The organism is Kitasatospora sp. NPDC048239, assembly GCF_043202015.1.
Lineage (GTDB): Bacteria > Actinomycetota > Actinomycetes > Streptomycetales > Streptomycetaceae > Kitasatospora.
In genome coordinates, this window is sequence record NZ_JBICZP010000001.1 from 835,333 (window position 1) to 856,803 (window position 21,471).

Consider the following 21,471-nt stretch of genomic DNA (forward strand, 5'->3'; position numbering starts at 1 on the left):
GGTCAGCTCGGCGTGGACCGGGCGACCCGGAAGCCCACGTCGTCGATCCGCAGGCTCGGGTGGCTGCGGCGGCGCGCGGAGGCCCGGCAGCTCCAGTGCTCGTCGAACCAGCCGCCGCCGCGCAGCACCCGGTAGTCGCCGTAGACCTCGGCGTCGTAGACGTCCCAGCACCAGTTCCAGACGTTGCCGAGCATGTCGTGGAGGCCCCACGGGTTGGGCCGCTTGCCGCCCACCTCGTGGATCCGCTCCTCCGAGTTGCCGCGGTACCAGGCGATCTCGTCGAGCGGTCCGTAGTGGGGCCCGGCCGTACCGGCGCGGCAGGCGTGCTCCCACTCGGCCTCGGTCGGCAGCCGGTACCCGTCGGCCGGCGCGTCCCAGCTGACGTCCTCGTCCCCGCCGTCGCCGTCCTGCCCGCCGTCGGGGCCGAGGCGGTAGGCGGGCGTGAACCCGTCCCGCCGGGACAGGGCGTTGCAGAACCGGACGGCGTCCCACCAGGAGACCCCCTCGACGGGCAACCGGTCCCCCCGCCCGGCACCGGGCCGCCGCCCGGTGACCTCCGCGTACAGCCCCTGGGTGACCGGGAGGGCCGCGAGCCGGAAGGCCGCGACCTCCACCGGCCAACTCCGCTGCGTCCGCCGGTCCGACAGCGTGACCACCCCCGGCGGAACGGCGACCATCCCGCCCAATGCGCTCGCGTCCATGGGCAGGTGATCCTACGCGCCCGCCCGGCTCGGACGGCCCGGGCCGGGGCTTCGCCAGGCTCCGCCCGGTGGGGCGGGTGTGCGTTGCGGGGGTGCCTCCCAGGTGGCGGTGGTGTCGCGGCCGACAGTCCTGCGGGGGCTCCGCGTGACCACCGGCGTCGTCCTGCCGGGGCTGGGCCTCGCGGTGGCGGCAGGCGTCTGAGGAGAGCCCGTCACCGCGCAGGGCTGTGGTGACACCCGCCGTCATGTTCCTCTCCATGGGGATGATCGTGATCGTCCGGAGGGCGGAGTAGCCGGAGGTCGCCATCCGGGCGAGCGGAGTCGGAGCGCCGTAGTCCGGCCGCACAGAGTCGAGCCGCTCCAGTAGCCGCTCCCTCGGCTGCTCGGTCGGCTGCTCGGTCGGCGCCGCGCTCCTTTTCGATCGCGGTGATGGTTCGTGCGGCGAAGTGGCATCCACCGTGGCTCGGCACAACTCAGCGTGATCGCCTGGGTGGGGTATTCGGACTTGAATCTTTACGAACAGATGTTCGATCCTGGGGGTGTGCCCGTTTTCGAATCTGTTTTCGATTCCATCGCCGAGCGACCGACGCTCCGGCCGGTGGTGTCGGCGGCTGCCCCGGCTGTCGGCGGCCGGGTGGGCGGGGTGCTGCCGGTGCCGCCCGCGCTGGGGGCGCTGCTGCCGGACGGGGGGCTGCGGCGGGGCACGGCGGTGTCGGTCGGGGGCGGGGACGCCGGGCTGCTGCTGGCGCTGGCGGCCGGGGCGGTGGGGGAGGACGCGGCGAACGGGGGCGGCTGGGCCGCGGCGGTCGGGCTGCCGGACCTCGGGCTGGCCGCGGCGGCCGGGTACGGGCTGGACCTGCGGCGGCTGCTGGTGGCGGACGAGCCCGGGCCGCACTGGGCCGAGGTGGTCTCGGTGCTGGCCGGGGCGGTCGAGCTGATCATGCTGCGTCCGGACGGGCCGGTGGCGCCCGGGCTGGCCGCCCGGCTGGCGGCCGTGCTGCGGCGCAGCGGCTGCGTGCTGCTGGTGGCCGGGCCGTGGCCGGGGGCCGGACTGCGGCTGGGGGTGCGGTCCGGGCGGTGGTTCGGGCTGGGCGACGGGCACGGACAGCTCACCGGGCGGCAGGTGGAGGTGGTGGCCGAGGGGCGCGGCGCGGCGGTGCGCGGCCGGACGGCGCGGCTCTGGCTGCCGGACGAGCACGGCGAGGTGCGGGCGGTGGCCGACCCGGTGGCGGATCCGGTGCGGACGGTGGGGGCGACGGGGGAGGCCGCGGTGTCGGGGGCCGGAACGGGCCTCGAACGTATGGCGGTGGTGTGAGATGGCGGACAGTCCGCGCGTGCTGGTGGTCTGGTGCCCGGACTGGCCGGTCGCGGCGGTCGAGGGCCTCGGCGGCGAGCGCCCGGTGGCGGTGACCGCCGGCGGGCGGGTGCTGGCCTGCTCGCGGGCGGCCCGGGCGGCCGGGGTGCGGCAGGGCCAGCGGCTCAAGCTCGCCCAGCGGCTCTGCCCCGCGCTGGAACTGCGGGAGCGCGACCCGGAGGCGGAGACCAGGCGGTTCGAACCGGTGGTCGCGGCGGTGGAGGCCTTCACGCCCCGGGTGGAGGTGTTGCGCCCGGGCCTGTGCGCGATCCCGGTGAAGGGCCCGAGCCGGTACTTCGGTGGCGAGGAGGCGCTGGCGGCGAAGGTCCGGTCGGCGGTGGCGGACGCACTGGCGGACCCGGCGGTACCGGTGCACCCGGCCGATGCCGAGGCCGCCCCGGCCGGGCGCGCCCACCCCGGGGTGGACCTGCCGCAAGGGCGCGGCCCGGTGGCGGACGACCCGGCGGACGCGTCCGAGTCAGGGGCAGGGGCAGGGGCAGGGGCAGGGGCAGGGGCAGAGGCAGGGGCAGAGGCAGGGGCAGGGCCCGAGTCGGTGGCGGCCGAAGCACCGGAGGCCCTGGTCGGCGTGGCCGACGGCCTGTTCGCCGCCGTGCTGGCCGCGCGGGCGGGAGTGCTGGTGCCGGCCGGGCGGACGCCGGAGTTCCTCGCCCCCTACCCGGTGGCGGCGCTCGGCGACGAGGGGCTGGCCGAACTGCTGGACCGGCTGGGCCTGCCCACCGTCGGGGCGTTCGCCGCCCTGCCCGCCGAGGCGGTCGCGGACCGCTTCGGCCCGGCCGGCACCGCCGCCCACCGGACGGCCCGGGGGCTGCGGTCGCGCCCGCTGGTACCGCGGGCGGAGGAGCCGGACCTCTCCGTCGAGCAGCGCTTCGACCCGCCCGAGCCACTGGCCGAGCCGCTGGTGTTCGTCGCCAGGGCCCTCGCCGAGCGGCTGCACCAGCGCCTCGCCGGGGCGGGGCTGACCTGTCGGCGGGTCGCCGTCGAGGTGGCGTGCGCCGACGGGCGGACGGCCTCGCGGCTCTGGCGGCACGAGGGGCTGTCGGCGGGGGCGCTGGCCGAACGGGTCCGCTGGCAGCTCCAGGCCTGGCAGGGCGCGGGCACGTTCGCCGCGTCCGGCGCCGGGGTCGACGCGGGCTTCACCGTCCTGCGCCTCGCCCCCGACGGGCTGGCCCCCGACCAGGGGCGGCAGCTGGCGCTCTGGGGACAGGCCGTCGCGGACGACCGGGTGGAGCGGGCGGTGGCCCGCGTCCAGGCGGTGCTCGGGCACGCCGGGCTGCGCCGGATCGAGCCGGCCGGCGGGCGGGGGCCGGACGAGCAGGCGGTCCGGGTGCCGTGGGGCGAGACGTACGAGCCGGCGGCCCCCGCCGACGCGCCCTGGCCGGGGCGGCTGCGGGACGTCTGGCCCGCCGTGGTGCACCGCACCCCGCTGCCGGCCGTGGTGCTGGACGCGGACGGGCATCCGGTGACGGTGGACGGCCGGGCCGGGGTGTCGGCCCGGCCGGCCCGGGTCGCGGTGCGGGGGCGGGAACTGCTGGTGGACGGCTGGACGGGGCCCTGGCCGGCGGTCGAGTACTGGTGGGACCAGTCGCTCGCCCGCCGCCGGGCGCGCTTCCAGGTCGCGGTGGAGGGCGGCCGGGCGCTGCTGCTCACGGTGGAGGGCGGCGCCTGGTTCGTGGAGGCCGGCTACGACTGACCGGCACGAGGTACCACGAAGTGAAAAAAGGGGGGGGGGGGAGGCAGGCAGGCACAAAGCAAACAGGGGGGGCGACAGACCGACACGGCAGGACCGGAGTAACAGCCCCCGATGGGATTCACCAGCCACCCCACGCTCCCCTGGAGCGAACTGCACCGACGCCTGGCCGGCGGCCGGCCGGGCCCGGCGGATGGCGAGGTCGTCCCGCTCCGCGGCCGCGGTCGTGACCGGTCCGGCGCCACCGGGCCCGTCGAAGGCCCCGGCGAACCCCCGGGTGGGCCCTCCTTCCCCTGGGCCGAACTCCACGTCCACTCCGCCTTCAGCTTCCTGGACGGCGCCAGCGACCCCGAGGCGCTGGTCGCGGAGGCCGCCCGGCTCGGGATCGAGACGCTCGCCCTCACCGACCACGACGGCCTCTACGGCGCGGTCCGCTTCGCCGAGGCGGCCCGCGAGGCGGGCATCGCCACGGTGTTCGGGGCAGAGCTGACGCTCCGTCAGAACGGCGAACACCTGCTGGTCCTGGCCCGCGACCCGGCCGGCTACCGCCGGCTCTCCGCGGCGATCAGCGCGGCCCAGCTCGCGGGCGGGGCCAAGGGGCGGCCGGCGTACGACTTCGCGGCGCTCGCCGATGCGCACGGGGGCCACTGGGCGGTACTCACCGGCTGCCGCCTCGGCCGGGTGCCCGCAGCCCTGTCCGGCGCCCTGGCCGGGAGCGCCGCCGAATACCAACTGCGGACCCTCACCGAGGCGTTCGGCCGCGACAACGTCTACGTCGAGCTGATCGACCAGTGGCAGCCCGGCGACGACCTGCGCAACGACGCCCTGGCCGCCCTCGCCGCCGGGCTCGGCCTGCCCGTGGTCGCCTCCACCAACGCCCACCACGCCGGGCCGGCCCAGGGGCGGCTGGCACAGAGCCTCGCCGCGCTGCACGGGCGCCGCACCCTGCAGGACGCAGCGGGCTGGACCAGGGCGGCCGGCACCGCCCACCTGCGGTCGGGCCGCGAGATGGCCGCCCGGCTGGCCCGCTTCCCCGGTGTGCGGCAGGCCACCGTCGACCTCGCCCGTGCCTGCGCCTTCGACTTCGCCAGGCTCGACCCGGAGCTCCCCGGCTTCCCCGTCCCGCCCGGGCACACCGAGATCAGCCATCTGCGCGCACTGGTCGCCGAGGGCGGCCCGGCCCGTTTCGGCCCCGGCAACGGACCGGCCCGCCGGCAGCTCGCCAAGGAACTGGACGTCATCGAGGAGCTCGACCTGGCCGGGTACTTCCTGATCGTCCACGACATCGTGGACTTCTGCCGCCGGGAGTCCATCTGGTGCCAGGGCCGCGGTTCGGCGGCCAACTCGGCGGTCTGCTACGCCCTGGGGATCACCGCCGTCGACCCGGTCCACTACAAACTGCTCTTCGAACGCTTTCTGAGCACCGCCCGCGACGGGCCGCCCGACATCGACCTGGACATCGAGAACCGCCGCCGCGAGGAGGTCATCCAGTACGTCTACCGCCGCTACGGGCGCGAGCACGCCGCCCAGGTCGCCAATGTGATCACCTACCGGCCCCGGCTGGCGCTGCGCGACGCAGCCCGGGTGCTCGGCTACCCGCAGGGGCAGGTGGACGCGTTCAGTCGGCAGAGCGACTTCCGCTCCCCGCCCGGCGCCGACGCCGTCATCCCCTCCGACGTGCTCGCACTCGCCTCCCAACTCCACGGCCTGCCGCGCCATCTGGGCATCCACTCGGGCGGCATGGTGCTCACCAGGGATCCGATCGGCGAGATCTGCCCGACCGAGTGGGCCCGGATGCCGGGCCGCTCGGTGCTGCAGTGGGACAAGGACTCCACGGCCGGCGCCGGGCTGGTCAAGATCGACCTGCTCGGTCTCGGCATGCTCTCCGCGCTGCACGACGCCTGCGACCTGATCGCCGAGCACCACGGGCAGCGCTACGACCTGGCGACCATCCCGGACGCCGACCCGGGCGTCTACACGATGCTCCGGCGGGCCGACACCGTCGGCGTCTTCCAGGTCGAGTCGCGCGCCCAGATGGCCACCCTGCCGCGCCTGAAGCCGGACCACTTCTACGACCTGGTGGTGGAGGTCGCGCTGATCCGCCCGGGCCCGATCCAGGGCGGCTCCGTCCACCCGTACCTGCGGCGCCGCGCCGGGGTCGAACCGGCGGGCTGCCCGCACCCGTTGATGGAGAACGCGCTCGGCAAGACCCTGGGAGTGCCGCTGTTCCAGGAGCAGATGATGCAACTGGCCATCGACTGCGCCGGGTTCACCCCCTCCGAGGCCGACCGGCTCCGCCAGGCGATGGGCTCCAAGCGCTCCCACGAACGCGTCGCCCGGCTGCGCGACCGACTGCTGGAGGGCATGACCGCGCGCGGCATCCCGCCGGAGGTCGCCGAGGACGTCTACACCAAGATCGAGGCCTTCTCCAACTACGGCTTCCCGGAGAGCCACGCGATCAGCTTCGCCTACCTGGTGTACGCGAGCGCCTGGCTCAAGTACCACTACCCGGCGGCCTTCACCTGCGCGCTGCTGGCCAACCAGCCGATGGGCTTCTACGCGCCGCTCAGCCTGATCTCGGACGCCCGGCGGCACGGCGTCCGGGTCCGCGGGGTGGACGTCAACGCCAGCGCGGCCCGGCCGACCCTGGAGACGTGCCAGGGGCCGACCCCCAGCCCGCCGCTCACCGCCGGGCGGCCGCAGCCCGCGATCCGGCTGGGCCTGGACACCGTCCGAGGCATCGGCGCCCCGCAGGCCGAGGCGATCGCGGCCGGGCGCCCGTACGCGGACCTGGAGGACTTCGCCCGCCGGACGGGCCTGCCCGCGCCGGCCCTGGAGGCCCTCGCCACGGCGGGCGCGTTCGGCTGCTTCGGACTGAACAGGCGGCAGGCGCTCTGGTCGGCGGGCGCCTTCGCCGGGGTCTCGGCGGCGCTGCTCCCCGGCACCACGCCCGGCACCGAGGCGCCCCCGTTGCCGGGGATGACCCCGGTGGAGGAGACCATCGCCGACCTCTGGGCCACCGGCGCCTCCGCCACCAGCCACCCCGTCCAGCACCTGCGCGCGCACCTGGAACGCGGCGGCGCGCTCTCGGCCGCCGAACTGCCGGACGTCGCGCCGGGCACCGCCGTCGTGGTCGGCGGTCTGGTGACCCACCGGCAGCGGCCGCCGACGGCGGGCGGGGTGCTGTTCCTCAGCCTGGAGGACGAGACCGGTCTGATCAACGTGATCTGCAGCCGCCCGGTCTGGGAGTCCCAGCGCCGTACCGCCCTGGACCGGGCCGGCCTGCTGGTCCACGGCCACATCGAACGCGACCGGGGCGCCACCAACCTGGTCGCCACCCGCCTCAGCCCGCTGCGGATCGGCCTGTGACCGCCAGGCCTGTGACCGCCAGGCCTGTGCAGGCGGCCCGGGTGGTGCCCCGGGGTGCCGGCCCGGCATCCGGTGGTACGGCGCGGCGCAGTCGTGGGGGGTTGCCTGCGCCGCGCCGGGTCGAGGGGAGGGGGCGGGGTAACGGGAGGGGTCAGAAGGCGGGTTGGTCGTTCAGCTCGACGATCCGGAGATCCCCGAGGCGGACGGTGAACCAGACCTCCTGGTTGTTGCCGCCTCCCCAGTACTCGGTAAAGCGCACCGAGGCGAAGCCGTACTCCTCGGCCACCTGCTGGACGGACCACTCGGCCGGCACGTTCTGGGCGCGGAACACCGGATCGGCGTCGTGCTTGGCGGCCCAGGCGTCGAGGCGGAAGTTCAGATGCGGGGAGAGGAAGCGCTCGCGGACCGCGCGGGGGCTCTCGCCGCTCTGGCCGAGCACCGCCCGGCTGTACTCCTGGACGAAGGTGACCACCCGGTGGGCGGCCGCGGTGCCGGCCCGGACCTCCACCGCCCGGGACGAGCCGGGCAGGTCGGTCGGCAGGGCGAAGGCCTGGACCGGGGCGGAGGCCAGGCCGCCGACCGCGAGGAGGGCGGCGGCACCGGCCAGAACAGTACGCATGGTGGCAAGGCGAATCATGGGGGAATTCCATCATTCGCGAACGAACTCTGCCTATCGCCAGAAGGAGTGGTTTAGCTTCTCCCTCATAGGATTTGACGATGATTCAGTTTGCTCGGCCATCCGCATCGCGTCCCTTTCCGGGTGCGCCGGCGAAGGCCTGCGCGATCGGCAGCCAGGCCGTCGCCAGCTCGCCGGAGGCGGTCAGCCCCAGGTCGTCCGGGTGCCGGCGCTGGGTCACCAGCAGGCAGAAGTCCAGGGCGGGCCCGCTCACCCGGTCCACCGCGTCCTCGGGGCCCCAGGCCCAGGACTCCCCGCCCGGCCCGGTCAGCTCCACCCGGACCGGGGCCTCGGGCGCCGGCAGCCCGTGCAGCGTGAAGGCGAACCCCATCGTCCGCACCCCCAGGTGCGCGATGTGCCGCAGCCGCGCCGACGGTTCGCGCACCGCGCCGAGCGCGTCCGCGACGTCCTGCCCGTGCGCCCAGGTCTCCATCAGCCGGGCGGTGGCCATCGAGGCCGGCTTCATCGGGGGACCGAACCACGGCAGCCGGATGTCGGCCGGCGCCGCGTCCAGCACCGCCAGCACCTGCTCCCGCCCGGCCCGCCAGCGCGCCAGCAGCGCCCTGGGCTCCTCGGCCGCACCGCGGGCCGCACCCTCCTCCACCGGGTCGGCGCCCGCCGCGAGCAGCTCCCCGAAGAGCCCGCCGATCGCCTCGCCGAAGGCCTCCGCGTCACGCGCCGACAGGGTGGCCCAGTCGTCCGTCCACGCCAGGTGGGCGATCTGGTGGGCGATCGTCCAGCCCTCGGCCGGTGTCGGCAGGGCCCACTGCTCCGGCGCCAGCCCGGCCACCAGGCCGTCCAGCACCTCGCTCTCGGCCCGCAGGTCGGCCAACAGGCCGTCCAGGACGTTCGGAGCCTTCGGGTTCGGCTTCGGGCTCGGGCTCGTCATCGGCATCCCCATTCTCATCGGTCAGTGCTGACCCATCGGTAACCCAAGGCCGCACCCTACGGGCCGCCGGGCGGCTCCATCGGGGACTCCATCGAACATGCACGTCACGACCCTCGCCACCGGCCGTACCGCGTGTGAGAATCGCGCGATGACCAGGGCTGCGGACACCCCCTTCCGGGCGGCCGACGGCGTTGCCGCGCGCGCCTCCCGTACCGCCTATCCCGGCGCCCTCGCGGGCCCCGTCGCGGGCCCCGCCGACGATCTCGCCGCCCGGGCCGCCGAGCTGGTCCGGGACGCGGTGCTCGGCGACCTCGCCCGCCGCGTGGTCGCCGACTGCGGCGCCGACGTCGGCCTGGTCGGCGTGCCCGCCCCCGGTCGGGCGGCCGTCGGCGCCGGCGGCCCCGAGGGCATGGTGCTGCGCCACTGGTCCGGCACCCGGGCCGATCTGCTGCACGACCTCGCCGTACCCGCCGGCACCGGCCTCGGCGGCCGGGCGCTGGCCGAGCGCGCCCCCAGCTGGGTGCCCGACTACCGTGCCGCCACCACCATCTCGCACCACTACGATGCGGCGGTCACCGCGGAGGACCTCTACGCGATGCTCACCGTGCCGCTGCTGCACGGCGGCGCGGTGCACGGCGTGGTGTACGCCTCGCTGCGCGCCGTCGTCCCGTTCGGGGACGTCCGGATCGCCGCCGTCAGCAGGCTCGCCGCGGCCGCCACCCGGGCGCTGGCCGGCGCCGCCGCCTGGACCGGCCCGGCGGCCGGCCCGGTGGAGGGCCCACCGCGGGGCCAACCACCGGTCCCATCGGCGGGTCCACCGGCCGGAGCGGCGACGGCCGTGCCGTCGCGGGCCGCGCTGACCCGGCGCGAGCACGAGGTGCTGCGCTGGGCGGCGACCGGCCGGACCAACCCGGAGATCGCCGCCCAGCTGGGTCTCACCTGCAACACCGTGACCGGCTACCTGAAGAGCGCCATGCACAAGCTCGGCGCCCGCAACCGGACCGAACTCGCCCTCCTCGCCCGGGAGTCCGGGCTGATCGGCTGACCCGGTGGATCAGCCGGCCCGCAGTGCGACCGCGCGCCTCAGTTGACCTGGCGCCCCCGCTCGGCCCAGTAGGGCTCGCGCAGCCGGAACTTCTGCAGCTTGCCGGTCGTGGTACGCGGCAGCGTGTCCCGGAACTCCACCGAGGTCGGCGACTTGTACCCCGCCAGCCGCTGCTTGCAGTGCGCGATCAGCTCCGCCTCCCCGGCGTCCTGCCCGGGCTTGAGCACCACCAGCGCCTTGACCGTCTCACCCCACTTCTCGTCCGGCACGCCGATCACCGCGACCTCGGCCACCGCCGGGTGGTCGTAGAGGCAGTCCTCCACCTCGATCGAGGAGACGTTCTCCCCGCCGCTGATGATGACGTCCTTCTTCCGGTCCGAGATGGTCAGATAGCCGTCGGTGAGCGTCCCGCCGTCGCCGGTGTGGAACCAGCCGTCCCGGATCGCCTCCGAAGTCTCCTGCGGCTGGCGCCAGTAGCCGTCCATCACGACGTTGGAGCGCACCAGCACCTCGCCCTGGCCGTCCACCCGCAGTTGGTTGCCGAGGGCCGGCGCGCCCGCCTGGACCAGCCTCTCCGCCCGCTCGGCGGAGGGCAGTTCGTCCCACTCCGCGCGGGTGCGGTTGACCGTCACCACCGGCGAGGTCTCGGTCAGGCCGTAGATCTGCAGGAACTCCCAGCCGAGTTCGGACTCGATGCGCTGCACCACCGAGGTCGGCGGCGGCGCGCCGGCCACGATCATCCGCACCCTGTCCCGGCCGGGGACCGGCCCGTCCCAGTCGGCGGCGGCGTCCAGCACCATCGACACCACCGCGGGCGCCCCGCACAGGAAGGTCACCCCGTGCTCGTCGATCCGGCGCAGGATCTCGGCGCCGTCCACCTTGCGCAGCACGATGTGCCGGGCGCCCAGTCCGGTGAGCGCGAACGGCAGGCCCCAGCCGTTCGCGTGGAACATCGGCAGGGTGTGCAGGTAGACGTCCCGGTCGTCGGCCCCGAAGTGCAGGCCCATCAGCACGGCGTTCAGCCAGATGTTCCGGTGGGTGAGCTGAACGCCCTTGGGGCGGGCGGTGGTTCCACTGGTGTAGTTGAGGGTGGCGGTGTCGTTCTCGGCGATCTCGTACCGCCGCGGCGCATGGTCGAAGTCGTACAGCAGGGCGTCGCTCTCGGCGCCGATCACGAAGGTGTGCTTGGCCGTGACCCCCGACAGCGCGTCGGCCACCTCGGGGTCGACCAGCAGCACGGAGGCGCCGCTCTGCTCGACGATGTACGCGACCTCCTCCGCCTTCAGGCGGAAGTTGACCGGTACCAGCACCCGGCCGTGCCCGCTCACGCCGTACATCGAGGTCATCAGCCGGGCCGAGTTGTGCGAGACGATCGCGACCCGTTCGCCCGGTCCGACGCCCAGCCGGTCGAGTCCGGCGGCCTGTGCCCGGGCCAGTTCGGCGATCCGACGGTAGCTCAGCTCGCCCCAGGACCGGGCCGGTTGGTCCGGCTCGTCGACGATGCCGACCCGGTCGCCGTAGACCAGCTCGGCCCGGTCGAGGAAGTCCATCACGGAGAGTGGAATCTGCATGCGCCCACTGTCCTCCGCACGCCGCCCGCTGCACACCCCCGATCGGGGGTGTCACCCGTACGGGCAGCCGCCGAACGGACCCGGCGGGGCCGGCGCCCTCAGGCGCCGTCGCCCACCCGCGCCAGGGCCGCGGCCAGCCGGTCCCGGGCCGCGGTCTGGGTGGCGATCCGGCGCTCCAGGACGGCCAGCCGCTCCCGGGCGACCCGCAGCAGCTCGGTGCTCGGCGGCTTGGCCAGCACGTCGCCGTCCAGACAGGGCATCAGCAACTGGATGTCCTCCAGGGTGAACCCGGAGTCCAGCAGGGAGCGGATGTTGCGGACCCGCACCGCCTGCGAGGCGTCGTACACCCGGTAGCCGTTGGCCGCGCGGGCCGAGCTGATCAGCCGGGCCTGCTCGTAGTGGCGCAGCGCCCGTGCCGTGGTGCCCGTCGCCCGGGCCAGCTCTCCGATCCGCACCTGTCCTCGCCCCATCCTTGCGCGGCCCGTCACCCCACGACGGCGCCTCCGTCCACGGGCAAGACTACTCCGGTGACGAACGAGGCCTGCGGGGATGCGAGTTGCGTGATGGCCCAGGCCACCTCCGCGGGCCGGCCGATCCGCCCGAGCGGTGTGTGTGCGATCTGCCACTGCCGGACCGCGTCCTGCTGCTCCCTGCTCAGCCCGGAGTGCTCGCCGATCGGGGTCTCGATCGCCCCGGGAGCCACCGCCACCACCCGCACCCCGCGCGGCGCCAGCTCCACCGCCCAGCTGCGGGAGAGCACCTCCAGTGCGGCCTTGCTCGCCGCGTACACCGAGTTGCCGGGCCAACCCCGCTGGCCCACCGAGGTGCTGACGTTGACGATCACGCCGCGGCTCTCCTCCAGCAGCGGCAGCGCGGCCTGGCTGAGCAGCACGGCGGCGATCAGGTTGGTCGCCAGCTGGGCCTCGATGCCGTCCACCGTGAGGCTCCCGAGCCCGCCGCTGAGGACGATCCCGGCGTTGTTGACCAGGACGTCCAGCCGCCCGTGCCGCTCCATCACCTCGCGGACCAACGCCTCCGGCGCCTCGTCCTCGGTGATGTCCGCGACCAGCGGGTGGATCCGCCCGGGGTGGCTCCGGGCGGTGTCCGCCAGTGGCTCGGCCCGCCGACCCACCACCACCACCTGCACCTCGGGCCCCTGTTCGGCGAAGGCGTGGGCGGTGGCCCGCCCGATCCCGGTCCCGGCACCGGTGACCAGGACGACTCTCGGGGTGGTGGAGCGCTGTGCTGAGAAGTTCATGTTTCAAAGAGTGCAACACTGCCGCCAGTGTCAAGGTCAAGGCCTCGGCAACAGGAAGTGGTACGTCCGCTTGCTGAGCCGGCGGCGAACAGGGCGGGGGAGCGGGAGGCATCCGGGCCCGCCGACTGTTAGGAAGGTCGCGCACACACCCGCGCACACACCCGCGCACGGCGCCGGGCCCACCCGCCCGGCCGTCACGCACCGGGCGCACCGATCCCACGGGGAGACACGCATGAGCGACGAACGGGACGAACACACCGGGAGTCTGTACGAGGCCGTCGGCGGCATCGAGGCACTGCGCCGGCTGAGCAACACCTTCTACGACGGAGTGCTGGCGGACCCTCTGCTGGCCCCCGTCTTCGCCAACTTCACCACCACCCACATCGAGCACGTCGCCGTCTGGCTGGCCGAGATCTTCGGCGGCCCGGCCCGCTTCACCGACGAGCTCGGCGGCCACCAGGCGCTGCTCCGCACGCACCTCGGCCTGTCGATCACCGAGGAGCAGCGCGACCGCTGGATGGAGCTGATGGCCGTCGCGGTCGGCAACGAGCTGCCGGAGGACGAACTGCTGCGCCGCCGGGTGCTGGAGTACTTCGACTGGGGCACCAGGATCGCCAAGGACGTCTCGGCCACCCCGGTCGGCGCGGACCTCGGAGACCCGGGCCCGACGCCGCGCTGGGGCTGGGAGGGGCTCGCGAAATGACGCTGCCGCTCACCCGCCCCACCCCGCCGGTCGGGGGCCTGCCCGCCCCGACGGCCGCCGGGCTGGTCCTGCGGCAGTTCCGCGACGAGGACGCCCCGGCCCTGGTCGAGGTCTACCGCGATCCGGTGCTGCGGCACTTCACCCAGGACCCGGTGACGGACGGGGCCGCCGCCGCCCGCTGGCTGGACGTCCAGCGCCGGGGCTGGACGGACGGCGACCGCTACAGCTTCGCGGTGGAGGAGGAGGGCGGCGCGCTGGTCGCCAACGTGGTGCTCAAGCGCGGCGCCGCCGACCTCACCCGCGCCGAGGTGGGGTACTGGACGGCGGCCGCCGCTCGCGGCCGGGGCGTGGCGCCGCGCGCGCTGGAGGCGCTCACCCGCTGGGCGTTCGAGGTGTTCGCCGCCGACGGCCTCGTCCGGCTCGACCTGCTGCACCAGGTGGACAACCAGGCCTCCTGCCGGGTGGCGGAGAGGACCGGCTACCGCTTCGAGACGGTGCTCCCGGCCCGGCCGCCGTTCCCGCTGGACGGCCATCTGCACAGCCGTGCCGCGGTACCCGCCGGATAACGGCTGGACCGGGGACGAAAGGCAGGTCAGAGTGGCCCCATGGCTTCTCTTGTACGACATGTGACGATCGATTGCGCCGACGCCTACCAGCTCGCCGGGTTCTGGGTGAAGGCGCTGGACGGCAAGCTGGGCGAGGGCGACGAGCCGGGTGACCCGGAGGTCCTGGTGGAGTCGGCCGGGGTCGGGCTGCTGTTCATCGTCGTGCCCGAGGGCAAGTCGGTGAAGAACCGCATCCACCTGGACCTCCAGCCGCAGGACCGTACCCGCGACGAGGAGGTGGAGCGCCTGCTGGCCCTGGGCGCGACCCTGGTCGAGGACCACCGCACGCCGGACGGCCGCGGTTGGGCGACCCTTGCGGACCCTGCGGGCAACGAGTTCTGCGTCGAGCGCAGCGCCGCCGAGCGGGCCGTGACCGGCGGCTGACACCCGCCCGGTCGCTCGCACCGTACGAACGGGGGCGGGGTCGCGCCGTGTGCAACGGCGCGACCCCGCGGAGCCTCAGCCCAGCTGGATCGAGCGCTTCGCCAGCCCCATCCAGAACCCGTCGATGACGCTGCGCTGGCTGCCGAGGTCGGCCTCCCCGGCGCCCAGGGTGACGAACAGCGGGGCGAAGTGCTCGGTGCGCGGGTGGGCGAGCCGCCCGGCCGGGGCCTTCTGCTCGAAGTCGAGCAGCGCGTCGAGGTCCTGCGCCTCCAGGGCGCGCCGCCCCCAGTCGTCGAACTCGGCCATCACGGACGTCACCCGGCCGTCCGAGCTGAGCGCCCGCAGGTTGTGGGTGAAGAAGCCGCTGCCGACGATCAGGACGCCCTCGTCGCGCAGCGGGGCGAGCCGGCGGCCGATCTCCAGCAGCCGCTGCGGGTCCAGGGTGGGCATGGACACCTGGAGGACGGGGATGTCCGCGTCCGGGAACATCTCGACCAGCGGCACGTACGCGCCGTGGTCCAGGCCCCGGTCCGGGATGTCCTGGACGGGGGTGCCGGGGGCGCGCAGCAGCTTGCGCACGCGCTCGGCGAGCTCCGGTGCGCCGGGAGCGGCGTACTGCACCCGGTAGTAGTGCTCGGGGAAGCCCCAGAAGTCGTAGACCAGTGGCACGGTGGTGACGGCGCCGAGTGCGAGCGGGGCCTCCTCCCAGTGCGCGGAGACCATCAGGACGGCCTTCGGGCGGGGCAGGCCGGCCGACCAGGCGGCCAGCTCGCCGGGCCAGACCGGGTCGTCGGCCAGCGGCGGCGCGCCGTGCGAGAGGTAGAGGGCGGGCATACGCTCGGGGGCTGCGGTGCTCATGGCGTCTCTCCTCGGCTTCCTCGGGGCTCCGCGAGGTTCCGGTCTCCCGGTGGACCCGGGCGGGTCGCAGATAGTTCAATTTTGAACCTCGACACCTCGAAGGTACACCTTGGTTCGAATTTGAACAACAGGAGTACGATTCCCCCATGCCCTCCCTGAACGACCCCCGCTGGCTGGACCAGGACGAAATGGCCGCCTGGCGGGGTTTCGTCACCGCGAGCAACCTGCTCAACCGCCGCCTGGAGCGCCAGCTCAAGGAGGACTCGGGCCTCTCGCACACCCAGTACGAGGTCCTGGTACACCTCTCGGCCGCCCCGGCCGGCTCGCTGCGGATGACCGAGCTGGCGGAGAAGCTGGTCACCTCCAAGAGCGGTCTGACCTACCAGGTCACCCAGTTGGAGCGGATGGGCCTGGTCGGCCGCCGCTCCTGCCCGAGCGACGTGCGCGGGGTCTTCGCCGAACTCACCGAGCAGGGCCGCGAGGCCCTGCGCCAGGCGGCCCCCGGCCACGTCGCGCTGGTCCGCGAGCTGCTGATCGACGTGCTCAGCCGCGAGCAGCTCGCCGTCCTCGCCGAGGGCCTCGGCGAGGTCAGCGCCCGTCTGCGGCTCGACGACGGGGCGTGACGGCGGAGCACCGCGCCGCCCGCTCCAGCAGCAGCTCCCGCTCCCGGGCGTTGCGGGTCAGCGCCGCGGCCTGCTCGAACTGGGCCCGGGCCTCCTCGACCCGCCCCAGCCGCTCCAGCAGGTCCCCCCGCACGCTCGGCAGCAGGTGGTACCCGGCGAGGACGTCCGTCAGCGCGTCCAGCAGCTCCAGCCCGGCCGCGGGGCCCTCGGCCATCGAGACGGCCACCGCCCGGTTCAGCTCCACCACGGGGGACGGGCTCAGCGCCACCAGCCGCCCGTAGAGCGCGGCGATGGTCGGCCAGTCGGTGTCCTGGTAGCGGGCCGCCCGGGCGTGGCAGGCGGCGATGGCGGCCTGCACCGCGTACGGGCCGTACGGACCGCCGCCCACCCGCGCCAGGGACTCGAAGCCGCGGCGGAGCAGCAGCCCGTCCCAGCGGGCGCGGTTCTGGTCGGCGAGCAGCACCGGTCGGCCGTCCGGGCCGGTCCGGGCCGCCGTGCGGGAGGCCTGGAACTCCAGCAGTGCGGCCAGGCCGTGCACCTCCGGCTCCTCGGGCATCAGCCCGGCCAGTACCCGGGACAGCCGCAGGGCGTCCTCGCAGAGCGCCGGCCGCAGCAGGTCGTCGCCGGCCGTGGCCGAGTACCCCTCGTTGAAGATCAGGTAGACGACCTCCAGGACGGAGGAGAGCCGGGCCGCCCGGTCGGCGCCGTACGGCACCTCGAAGGGGACCCGCGCCGCGGCGAGGCTCCGCTTGGCGCGGACGATCCGCTGGGCGACGGTCGACTCGGCGGCCAGGAACGCGCGGGCGATCTCCGGGGTGGTCAGCCCGCCCAGCAGCCGCAGCGTCAGCGCGATCCTGGCCTGCTCCGACAGCACCGGATGGCAGGCGGTGAAGATCAGCCGCAGCAGGTCGTCGTCGATGTCGTCGGCCTCGGCCGGCTCGGGCGGCGGCGTGTCCTCCAGCGTCCGCCCGACCTCGGCGAGCTTGCGGGCGTACGTCTCCCGGCGGCGGACCAGGTCGATCGCGCGGTGCTTGGCGGTGGCCGTCAGCCAGGCGCCCGGGCGGTCCGGGACGCCCGACCGCGGCCACTGCTCCAGCGCGGCGACCAGGGCGTCCTGCGCGATCTCCTCGGCGATGCCCACGTCCCGCACGATGCGGGTGACACCGGCGATGATCCGCGCGGACTCGATCCTGAACACCGTCTCCACCGCGGCCGCCGCGTCCGTCTCCGTCACGGCCCCCCATCAGAGCAGCCGGACGGGGACGGGGCAACCGCGGCGCGGTGGTTCACCAGGTGCTCAGGCCTCGTCGATCTGCCGGACCTCGGCGCCGACGGTCCACTCCTTCGGGTGGACCTGGAGGAAGCGCCTGGTCCACTCCAGGGCCTCGGCCCGGTCCTTGCACTGGAGGATCGCGTAGCCGCCGACGACCTCCTTGGTCTCGGTGAACGGCCCGTCGGTGTAGCTCAGCGACCCGTCCGACCAGGTGATCCGGGTGGCCTCGGCGGTCGGCTTGAGGCCGGCGGTCTCCAGCATCACCCCGGCCTTGGTGATCTCCTCGAACAGTGCGCCCATCCGCTTCTCGAGGTCGGCGTCGGGCGTCATGGCGGGGGCGTCCTGCTCGTTGATGCGGATCAGCGTCATAAAGCGCGGCATGGTGACTCCTCGGTGCGGTGCGGTTCGGTTCGGTACGAGCGGCGGGGTCCGTCCCCGTCTCCCACCCCTGCGACGAACGGGAGACGGCCGGATCGACAGGCCGTCCGGAATTCTTCCGAGAAGTTTTCGACCGGGCCACCGGAGCGGCGGCTGCCGCCTGGGCCGCGCCGCCCGAACCAATGCCGCCCGAGCCCGCCGCCGCCTGCTCAGCGCGCCGGGGCCGCCACCGGCGCGGGCTGCCGCTCCGGCGCGCAGAGCAGCGCCGCCCGGAGGTCGAGGCGGTCCCGGAGCCGGGCCAGGTTGCGGCCGGTGAGCTCCTCGATCCGCCGGATCCGGTAGTGCACCGTGTTCACGTGGATGTGCAGCGACTCGGCCGTCCGCGCCCACGAGCCGTCGTGGTCCAGGAAGACCGCCAGGGTGCCGAGCAGCGAGACGCCGTTCTCCCGGTCGTGCGCGGCCAGCGGCGCCAGCAGCCGGGCGTGGAACGCCGCCGTGACCTCCGGCGGGATGCCGCGCAGCAGCCCGGCCAGCGAGTCCAGCTCGGCGGCGCTGCCGACCGGGCCCGCCGCGCCCTCCAGCACGTACCGGGCCTGCACCAGCGCGGCCCGCAGCGGTGCGGTGGCGGGCGGGGCCGCCGGGCCGACCCCGACCCGCAGGGCGCGCCGCCCGGTAAGCCGGGCCTGCAGCGCGGGCCGGGCCCGGCGCAGCCGCTCGGCGACCCGCTCGGCGGGGGCGGCCACCAGCGCGCCCGCCCGCCCGGCCCGGTCCGCCCCGGCGGCGTACGGCTCACCCAGCGGCTCCAGCGCCTCCGCGAGCGCCTGCGCGGCCCACCCGGCCGGGACTTCACCGGCCCGCCCGCCGTCGATCCGCGCGGTCACCGCGACCAGCGGCGCGAGCCCCGGCAGACCGCAGGCGGCCAGTGCCTCGGCGAGGTCGCCCGAGCCGTCCCCGCCGAGCACGTCGAGCAGCCGCCCGGCTGCCAGCCGGTGCACCGCCGCCTCCGCGTGCGCCCGGGTGGCGAGCGGGGCGAGCAGCTCGGCCAGCCCCTGCCACAGCGGCTCGGCCCCGGCGTCCCGGACGTGCGGCCGCAGCCGCCAACCGTCGAACGGCGAGCCGTCCTGAGGTCCGACCGCCAGCCCGCCGTCCCCGCGCTCGGTCGGCGGGGTGGGCGCGGAGGTGGCGGCCACCAGCCGCCCGCCGGCCGTCAGGACCGAGCAGTCCGGCACCCCGAGCCGCCCCACCGCGTGCGTCAGCACCTCCCCGGCCCCGGCGCCCGCGTGGGTGAGCTCGGCGAGTTCGCGCCGCACGGTGTCCGGGATCGCCGCCGCGTCCTGCGAGCCGGCCCGCAGATCGCCCCAGAGCCGCAGGTACACGCGGTCGGTGACGGCCCGGAAGCTCGTCCCGGCGGGCACCGCGAGCAGCGGAATGCCATGGGTGCGGCAGGCCTCCACCAGGCTCTCCGGCACGCTGCCGTGGGTGCCCTCGCCCGCCAGCAGCGCCGCGACGCCCGCGCTGCGCAGCGCGGTGGCGAAGCGCAGCGCCCCGGAGGCGTCGGCGGGCTGCCACCAGACCAGCCCGGTGAGGACGACCTCGCCGGGCTGGAGGTAGCGGGCCGGGTCCTGGAGGTCGGTGGAGCTGACGCCGGCGACCTGCCGGGCGAGGAGGTCCGGCGTGCCCCAGGCCAGCCGGATGTCCAGGTCGGCCAGGTGCAGCAGGTCTCCGACGATCATCTCTCGCTCCTTGTGCCTCCGCGCGGGGCCATGACTCGCAGGTGCAAGCTTCAGGTGCGCACTGGCATCGTAAATGCAAGCCGGAGCGTGGCAATCTTCCTTGTTTGATCATCCAGCGAAGGCCCCTGCGGATGGTGCCCGGAACCAGTCGTCCGTACCGTTGCCGCCTTGCTTCAATCGGTGCGGGGCGCGCCGCAGTGTCTCCTCCGGTGCGCCCCACACACCCCCGCGTCCGCTCTTTCCCCCTGTCGCAGCTGCGGCCTGATTGGCGGCTTGGCATTGCACATGCGGCTGAAATATTCCTGACGGCGCCCCGCTCGACGACGCGGGCCCGCAGCCGGTCGTCCCCGACGGCCACTGCGGCGCCCGCTACGTCAGCGGCGTCACCGCGGTCTGGCTGGGCCCGCTCGGCGAACCGGCGGCCTGAGCCGCGGCGGCCGCTCCGCCGCCCGGGCCGGCGTCGGCGCGCGTCCTCAGGCGGTCGCGAGCGAGACCTCGGTCGACTTGATCAGTGCGACGACCGGCGAGCCGGCCTTCAGGCCCAGGTCGGCCACGGCGTCCGCGGTGATCGCGGCGGTGAGCTCGCCGCCCTCGACGGTGACCTTCACCCCGGCCATCGCCCCGCCGGTGGCGATCTCCGACACCGTGCCCGGGATCTGGTTGCGGATCGACAGGCCGGCGACCGGGCCGGTGGCCAGCGAGACCTCGGTGGACTTCACCAGGGCCCGCACCTCGCTGCCCTCGCCGAGGCCGAGGTCCTTGACGGCGTCCAGGGTGACGGCGGCGGTGAGCTGCTGTCCGGAGGCGAGGCGCACCTTCACGGTGGCCATGACCTCGCCGGTCGCGATGGCGGTGACCGTGCCGGGAATCTGGTTGCGGATGCTCAGGCTCATGGTGGTTCCTCGTTCTTTCGATCATGGAATGACGCGGTCCCGATCGTGCCGCTACCCACCCTAGGGGCAATGAAAGTCCAGGTCGGGGCAGTTCTGACGGCCGTTCGCAGCTGCCGGGGCAAGTCGCGCGCCGCGCTTGCAGCTGCGGGGGCCAACGATACAGCGCTTGCTGAATTCAGCTGTGAATGTACTGTTGGGTCATGGAACCGACCAGCCCCACCCGCATCCCGCACCTCCCCTCCGCGGCGCAGGAGGCGGCCATGGAACGGGTCGGCAAGGCCCTTGCCGACACCAGCCGGCGCCGCATCCTGCTCGCCCTGCTCGCCGACCCCCACTACCCGGCCGACCTCGCCGAGGAGCTCGGCCTGACCAGGGCGAACGTCTCCAACCACCTCGCCTGCCTGCGGGACTGCGGACTGGTGCGGACCGTCCCCGAAGGCCGCCGCACCCGCTACCACCTGGCCGACGACCGGCTGGCCCACGCCCTGCGGGACCTGCTCGAAGCCGTCCGGCCGCTCGACCCCGCCCGGGAGGAGCACTGACATGGGTGCCAACCACGCCTCCGCCACCGCCCCCGCCACCGTCAGCGGTGCCTACCGCCGTCGGATGCTGCTGACCATCTCCGTCACCGCCACCGTCCTGGTCTTCCAGGTGGTCGGCGGCCTGCTCTCCGGCAGCCTCGCCCTGCTCGCCGACTCCGGGCACATGCTCACCGACCTCTCCGGCGTCACCCTGGCCCTGATCGCCGTCCAGATCGCCCAGCGTTCGCCGACCCTCCAGCGGACCTTCGGCCACTACCGCCTGGAGATCCTGGCCGCGCTGGCCAACTCCCTCCTGCTGATCGGCGTCTTCGCCTGGGTCGCCTACGGCGCCGTCCGGCGCCTCGGCCAACCGGTGGAGGTCCAGGGCGGACTGATGCTGGTGGTCGCGCTCGTCGGCCTCGCCGCCAACCTGGTCGGCGTCGCCCTGCTGCGCGGCGGCAAGGACCACAGCCTCAACCTGCGCGGCGCCTACCTCGAAGTCCTGGGCGACGCCCTCGGCTCGGTCGCGGCGATCGCCGCCGCCGTCGTCATCCAGCTCACCGGCTGGCAGTACGCCGACCCGATCGCCTCCCTCCTGATCGGCGTGATGATCCTCCCGCGGGCCTACCTCCTGCTCCGTGACGCCCTCCACGTCCTCCTGGAGGCCACTCCCAAGGACGTCGACCTGGCCGCCCTGCGGACGCACCTGCTGGCCGAGGACGGCGTCGAGGAGGTCCACGACCTGCACGCCTGGACGATCACCTCCGGCATGCCCGTCCTCACCGCCCACGTGGTCGCCGCCGAGGCCCCCGCCGACCTCCTCACCCGCCTGCGCGCCTGCACCGCCGACCACTTCGGCATCGCCCACACCACCCTCCAACTGGAGCCCGCCGCCCGCCCCGCGTGCGCCGCGCCGGCCCACGCCTGAG

21 protein-coding genes are annotated in these 21,471 nt (G+C 74.8%); 10 read left to right on the top strand and 11 right to left on the bottom strand.

The genetic code is table 11. From position 1 onward, the window contains the following. Positions 1 to 2: 2 nt before the first annotated feature. Positions 3 to 701 (bottom strand): formylglycine-generating enzyme family protein, encoded by a 699-nt coding sequence (locus ACGFZP_RS03645; protein WP_392928140.1) that lies wholly within the window; start codon positions 699 to 701, stop codon positions 3 to 5. 598 nt (positions 702 to 1,299) lie between these two features. On the opposite strand from ACGFZP_RS03645, the gene ACGFZP_RS03650 reads away from it, so the two are divergent. From ACGFZP_RS03650 to ACGFZP_RS03660, 3 genes are all read left to right on the top strand, one after another. Next, complete coding sequence (locus ACGFZP_RS03650; RefSeq protein ID WP_392928141.1) at positions 1,300 to 2,016, top strand: hypothetical protein; 717 nt, start codon at positions 1,300 to 1,302, stop codon at positions 2,014 to 2,016. Between the two features lies 1 nt (position 2,017). After that, positions 2,018 to 3,766, top strand: a complete 1,749-nt coding sequence (locus tag ACGFZP_RS03655) for a DNA polymerase Y family protein (protein ID WP_392928143.1) — start codon at positions 2,018 to 2,020, stop codon at positions 3,764 to 3,766. 111 nt (positions 3,767 to 3,877) lie between these two features. Then, a complete protein-coding gene (locus ACGFZP_RS03660) occupies positions 3,878 to 7,132 on the top strand; it encodes an error-prone DNA polymerase (protein WP_392928145.1) in 3,255 nt (1,084 codons plus the stop codon). Between the two features lie 151 nt (positions 7,133 to 7,283). Here the strand turns inward: ACGFZP_RS03660 and ACGFZP_RS03665 are convergent, their stop codons facing one another. Together ACGFZP_RS03665 and ACGFZP_RS03670 are read right to left on the bottom strand one after the other, a co-directional pair. After that, positions 7,284 to 7,751, bottom strand: coding sequence for a hypothetical protein (locus ACGFZP_RS03665; protein ID WP_392928147.1), 468 nt, complete (start codon positions 7,749 to 7,751; stop codon positions 7,284 to 7,286). 103 nt (positions 7,752 to 7,854) lie between these two features. After that, a complete protein-coding gene (locus tag ACGFZP_RS03670) occupies positions 7,855 to 8,697 on the bottom strand; it encodes a TIGR03084 family metal-binding protein (protein ID WP_392928149.1) in 843 nt (280 codons plus the stop codon). A 148-nt stretch (positions 8,698 to 8,845) separates the two neighbouring features. On the opposite strand from ACGFZP_RS03670, the gene ACGFZP_RS03675 reads away from it, so the two are divergent. Continuing rightward, positions 8,846 to 9,742, top strand: a complete 897-nt coding sequence (locus ACGFZP_RS03675) for a LuxR C-terminal-related transcriptional regulator (RefSeq protein ID WP_392928152.1) — start codon at positions 8,846 to 8,848, stop codon at positions 9,740 to 9,742. Positions 9,743 to 9,780: 38 nt separating this feature from the next. Here the strand turns inward: ACGFZP_RS03675 and ACGFZP_RS03680 are convergent, their stop codons facing one another. From ACGFZP_RS03680 to ACGFZP_RS03690, 3 genes are all read right to left on the bottom strand, one after another. Continuing rightward, positions 9,781 to 11,313: an AMP-binding protein gene (locus tag ACGFZP_RS03680; protein ID WP_392928154.1), complete on the bottom strand. Its 1,533-nt coding sequence runs from the start codon at positions 11,311 to 11,313 to the stop codon at positions 9,781 to 9,783. 98 nt (positions 11,314 to 11,411) lie between these two features. Next, positions 11,412 to 11,768, bottom strand: coding sequence for a MerR family transcriptional regulator (locus ACGFZP_RS03685; protein WP_392928156.1), 357 nt, complete (start codon positions 11,766 to 11,768; stop codon positions 11,412 to 11,414). Between the two features lie 29 nt (positions 11,769 to 11,797). Beyond that, the gene (locus tag ACGFZP_RS03690; RefSeq protein ID WP_392928158.1) at positions 11,798 to 12,571 is read right to left on the bottom strand and encodes an SDR family NAD(P)-dependent oxidoreductase; all 774 of its coding nucleotides are present in this window, start codon (positions 12,569 to 12,571) and stop codon (positions 11,798 to 11,800) included. Positions 12,572 to 12,803: 232 nt separating this feature from the next. On the opposite strand from ACGFZP_RS03690, the gene ACGFZP_RS03695 reads away from it, so the two are divergent. Genes ACGFZP_RS03695 through ACGFZP_RS03705 form a run of 3 tightly spaced genes read left to right on the top strand, consistent with a single transcriptional unit; the run spans position 12,804 to position 14,263 of the window. Continuing rightward, positions 12,804 to 13,274 (top strand): group II truncated hemoglobin, encoded by a 471-nt coding sequence (locus ACGFZP_RS03695; RefSeq protein WP_392928160.1) that lies wholly within the window; start codon positions 12,804 to 12,806, stop codon positions 13,272 to 13,274. Continuing rightward, entirely contained in the window at positions 13,271 to 13,840 is a 570-nt protein-coding gene (locus ACGFZP_RS03700; RefSeq protein WP_392928162.1) for a GNAT family N-acetyltransferase, read from the top strand. The genes ACGFZP_RS03695 and ACGFZP_RS03700 overlap by 4 nt, the downstream gene beginning before the upstream one ends. Before the next feature lie 39 nt (positions 13,841 to 13,879). After that, positions 13,880 to 14,263, top strand: coding sequence for a VOC family protein (locus tag ACGFZP_RS03705; RefSeq protein WP_392928164.1), 384 nt, complete (start codon positions 13,880 to 13,882; stop codon positions 14,261 to 14,263). A gap of 75 nt (positions 14,264 to 14,338) precedes the next feature. On the opposite strand, the gene ACGFZP_RS03710 is transcribed toward ACGFZP_RS03705, so the two are convergent. After that, positions 14,339 to 15,121: a dioxygenase gene (locus ACGFZP_RS03710; protein WP_392928166.1), complete on the bottom strand. Its 783-nt coding sequence runs from the start codon at positions 15,119 to 15,121 to the stop codon at positions 14,339 to 14,341. A 155-nt stretch (positions 15,122 to 15,276) separates the two neighbouring features. Between ACGFZP_RS03710 and ACGFZP_RS03715 the strand changes: the two genes are divergently transcribed. After that, the gene (locus ACGFZP_RS03715) at positions 15,277 to 15,744 is read left to right on the top strand and encodes a MarR family winged helix-turn-helix transcriptional regulator (RefSeq protein WP_392928342.1); all 468 of its coding nucleotides are present in this window, start codon (positions 15,277 to 15,279) and stop codon (positions 15,742 to 15,744) included. Here the strand turns inward: ACGFZP_RS03715 and ACGFZP_RS03720 are convergent. The 4 genes from ACGFZP_RS03720 to ACGFZP_RS03735 form a co-directional block, all read right to left on the bottom strand. Then, positions 15,710 to 16,978: an RNA polymerase sigma factor gene (locus ACGFZP_RS03720; RefSeq protein WP_392928167.1), complete on the bottom strand. Its 1,269-nt coding sequence runs from the start codon at positions 16,976 to 16,978 to the stop codon at positions 15,710 to 15,712. The genes ACGFZP_RS03715 and ACGFZP_RS03720 overlap by 35 nt on opposite strands. A 63-nt stretch (positions 16,979 to 17,041) precedes the next feature. Continuing rightward, positions 17,042 to 17,398 (bottom strand): YciI family protein, encoded by a 357-nt coding sequence (locus ACGFZP_RS03725; RefSeq protein WP_392928169.1) that lies wholly within the window; start codon positions 17,396 to 17,398, stop codon positions 17,042 to 17,044. Positions 17,399 to 17,604: 206 nt separating this feature from the next. Beyond that, the gene (locus ACGFZP_RS03730; RefSeq protein WP_392928170.1) at positions 17,605 to 19,128 is read right to left on the bottom strand and encodes a PucR family transcriptional regulator; all 1,524 of its coding nucleotides are present in this window, start codon (positions 19,126 to 19,128) and stop codon (positions 17,605 to 17,607) included. A 473-nt stretch (positions 19,129 to 19,601) separates the two neighbouring features. Continuing rightward, on the bottom strand, positions 19,602 to 20,021 hold the full coding sequence (locus ACGFZP_RS03735) for a molybdopterin-binding protein (RefSeq protein WP_392928172.1): 420 nt from the start codon (positions 20,019 to 20,021) through the stop codon (positions 19,602 to 19,604). Between the two features lie 200 nt (positions 20,022 to 20,221). Here ACGFZP_RS03735 and ACGFZP_RS03740 point away from each other — a divergent pair, with 200 nt between their 5' ends. Next, complete coding sequence (locus ACGFZP_RS03740) at positions 20,222 to 20,563, top strand: ArsR/SmtB family transcription factor (RefSeq protein WP_392928174.1); 342 nt, start codon at positions 20,222 to 20,224, stop codon at positions 20,561 to 20,563. A 1-nt stretch (position 20,564) separates the two neighbouring features. Then, on the top strand, positions 20,565 to 21,470 hold the full coding sequence (locus tag ACGFZP_RS03745; protein ID WP_392928176.1) for a cation diffusion facilitator family transporter: 906 nt from the start codon (positions 20,565 to 20,567) through the stop codon (positions 21,468 to 21,470). Position 21,471 lies beyond the last annotated feature (1 nt).

Excerpts from the sequence above, each read along its gene's own strand:
- ACGFZP_RS03645 (WP_392928140.1), bottom strand. The coding sequence starts at position 701 with ATGGACGCGAGCGCATTGGGCGGGATGGTCGCCGTTCCGCCGGGGGTG.
- ACGFZP_RS03655 (WP_392928143.1), top strand. The coding sequence starts at position 2,018 with ATGGCGGACAGTCCGCGCGTGCTGGTGGTCTGGTGCCCGGACTGGCCG.
- ACGFZP_RS03660 (WP_392928145.1), top strand. The coding sequence starts at position 3,878 with ATGGGATTCACCAGCCACCCCACGCTCCCCTGGAGCGAACTGCACCGA.
- ACGFZP_RS03665 (WP_392928147.1), bottom strand. The coding sequence starts at position 7,751 with ATGCGTACTGTTCTGGCCGGTGCCGCCGCCCTCCTCGCGGTCGGCGGC.
- ACGFZP_RS03670 (WP_392928149.1), bottom strand. The coding sequence starts at position 8,697 with ATGACGAGCCCGAGCCCGAAGCCGAACCCGAAGGCTCCGAACGTCCTG.
- ACGFZP_RS03675 (WP_392928152.1), top strand. The coding sequence starts at position 8,846 with ATGACCAGGGCTGCGGACACCCCCTTCCGGGCGGCCGACGGCGTTGCC.
- ACGFZP_RS03680 (WP_392928154.1), bottom strand. The coding sequence starts at position 11,313 with ATGCAGATTCCACTCTCCGTGATGGACTTCCTCGACCGGGCCGAGCTG.
- ACGFZP_RS03690 (WP_392928158.1), bottom strand. The coding sequence starts at position 12,571 with ATGAACTTCTCAGCACAGCGCTCCACCACCCCGAGAGTCGTCCTGGTC.
- ACGFZP_RS03695 (WP_392928160.1), top strand. The coding sequence starts at position 12,804 with ATGAGCGACGAACGGGACGAACACACCGGGAGTCTGTACGAGGCCGTC.
- ACGFZP_RS03700 (WP_392928162.1), top strand. The coding sequence starts at position 13,271 with ATGACGCTGCCGCTCACCCGCCCCACCCCGCCGGTCGGGGGCCTGCCC.
- ACGFZP_RS03705 (WP_392928164.1), top strand. The coding sequence starts at position 13,880 with ATGGCTTCTCTTGTACGACATGTGACGATCGATTGCGCCGACGCCTAC.
- ACGFZP_RS03710 (WP_392928166.1), bottom strand. The coding sequence starts at position 15,121 with ATGAGCACCGCAGCCCCCGAGCGTATGCCCGCCCTCTACCTCTCGCAC.
- ACGFZP_RS03725 (WP_392928169.1), bottom strand. The coding sequence starts at position 17,398 with ATGCCGCGCTTTATGACGCTGATCCGCATCAACGAGCAGGACGCCCCC.
- ACGFZP_RS03730 (WP_392928170.1), bottom strand. The coding sequence starts at position 19,128 with ATGATCGTCGGAGACCTGCTGCACCTGGCCGACCTGGACATCCGGCTG.
- ACGFZP_RS03735 (WP_392928172.1), bottom strand. The coding sequence starts at position 20,021 with ATGAGCCTGAGCATCCGCAACCAGATTCCCGGCACGGTCACCGCCATC.
- ACGFZP_RS03740 (WP_392928174.1), top strand. The coding sequence starts at position 20,222 with ATGGAACCGACCAGCCCCACCCGCATCCCGCACCTCCCCTCCGCGGCG.
- ACGFZP_RS03745 (WP_392928176.1), top strand. The coding sequence starts at position 20,565 with ATGGGTGCCAACCACGCCTCCGCCACCGCCCCCGCCACCGTCAGCGGT.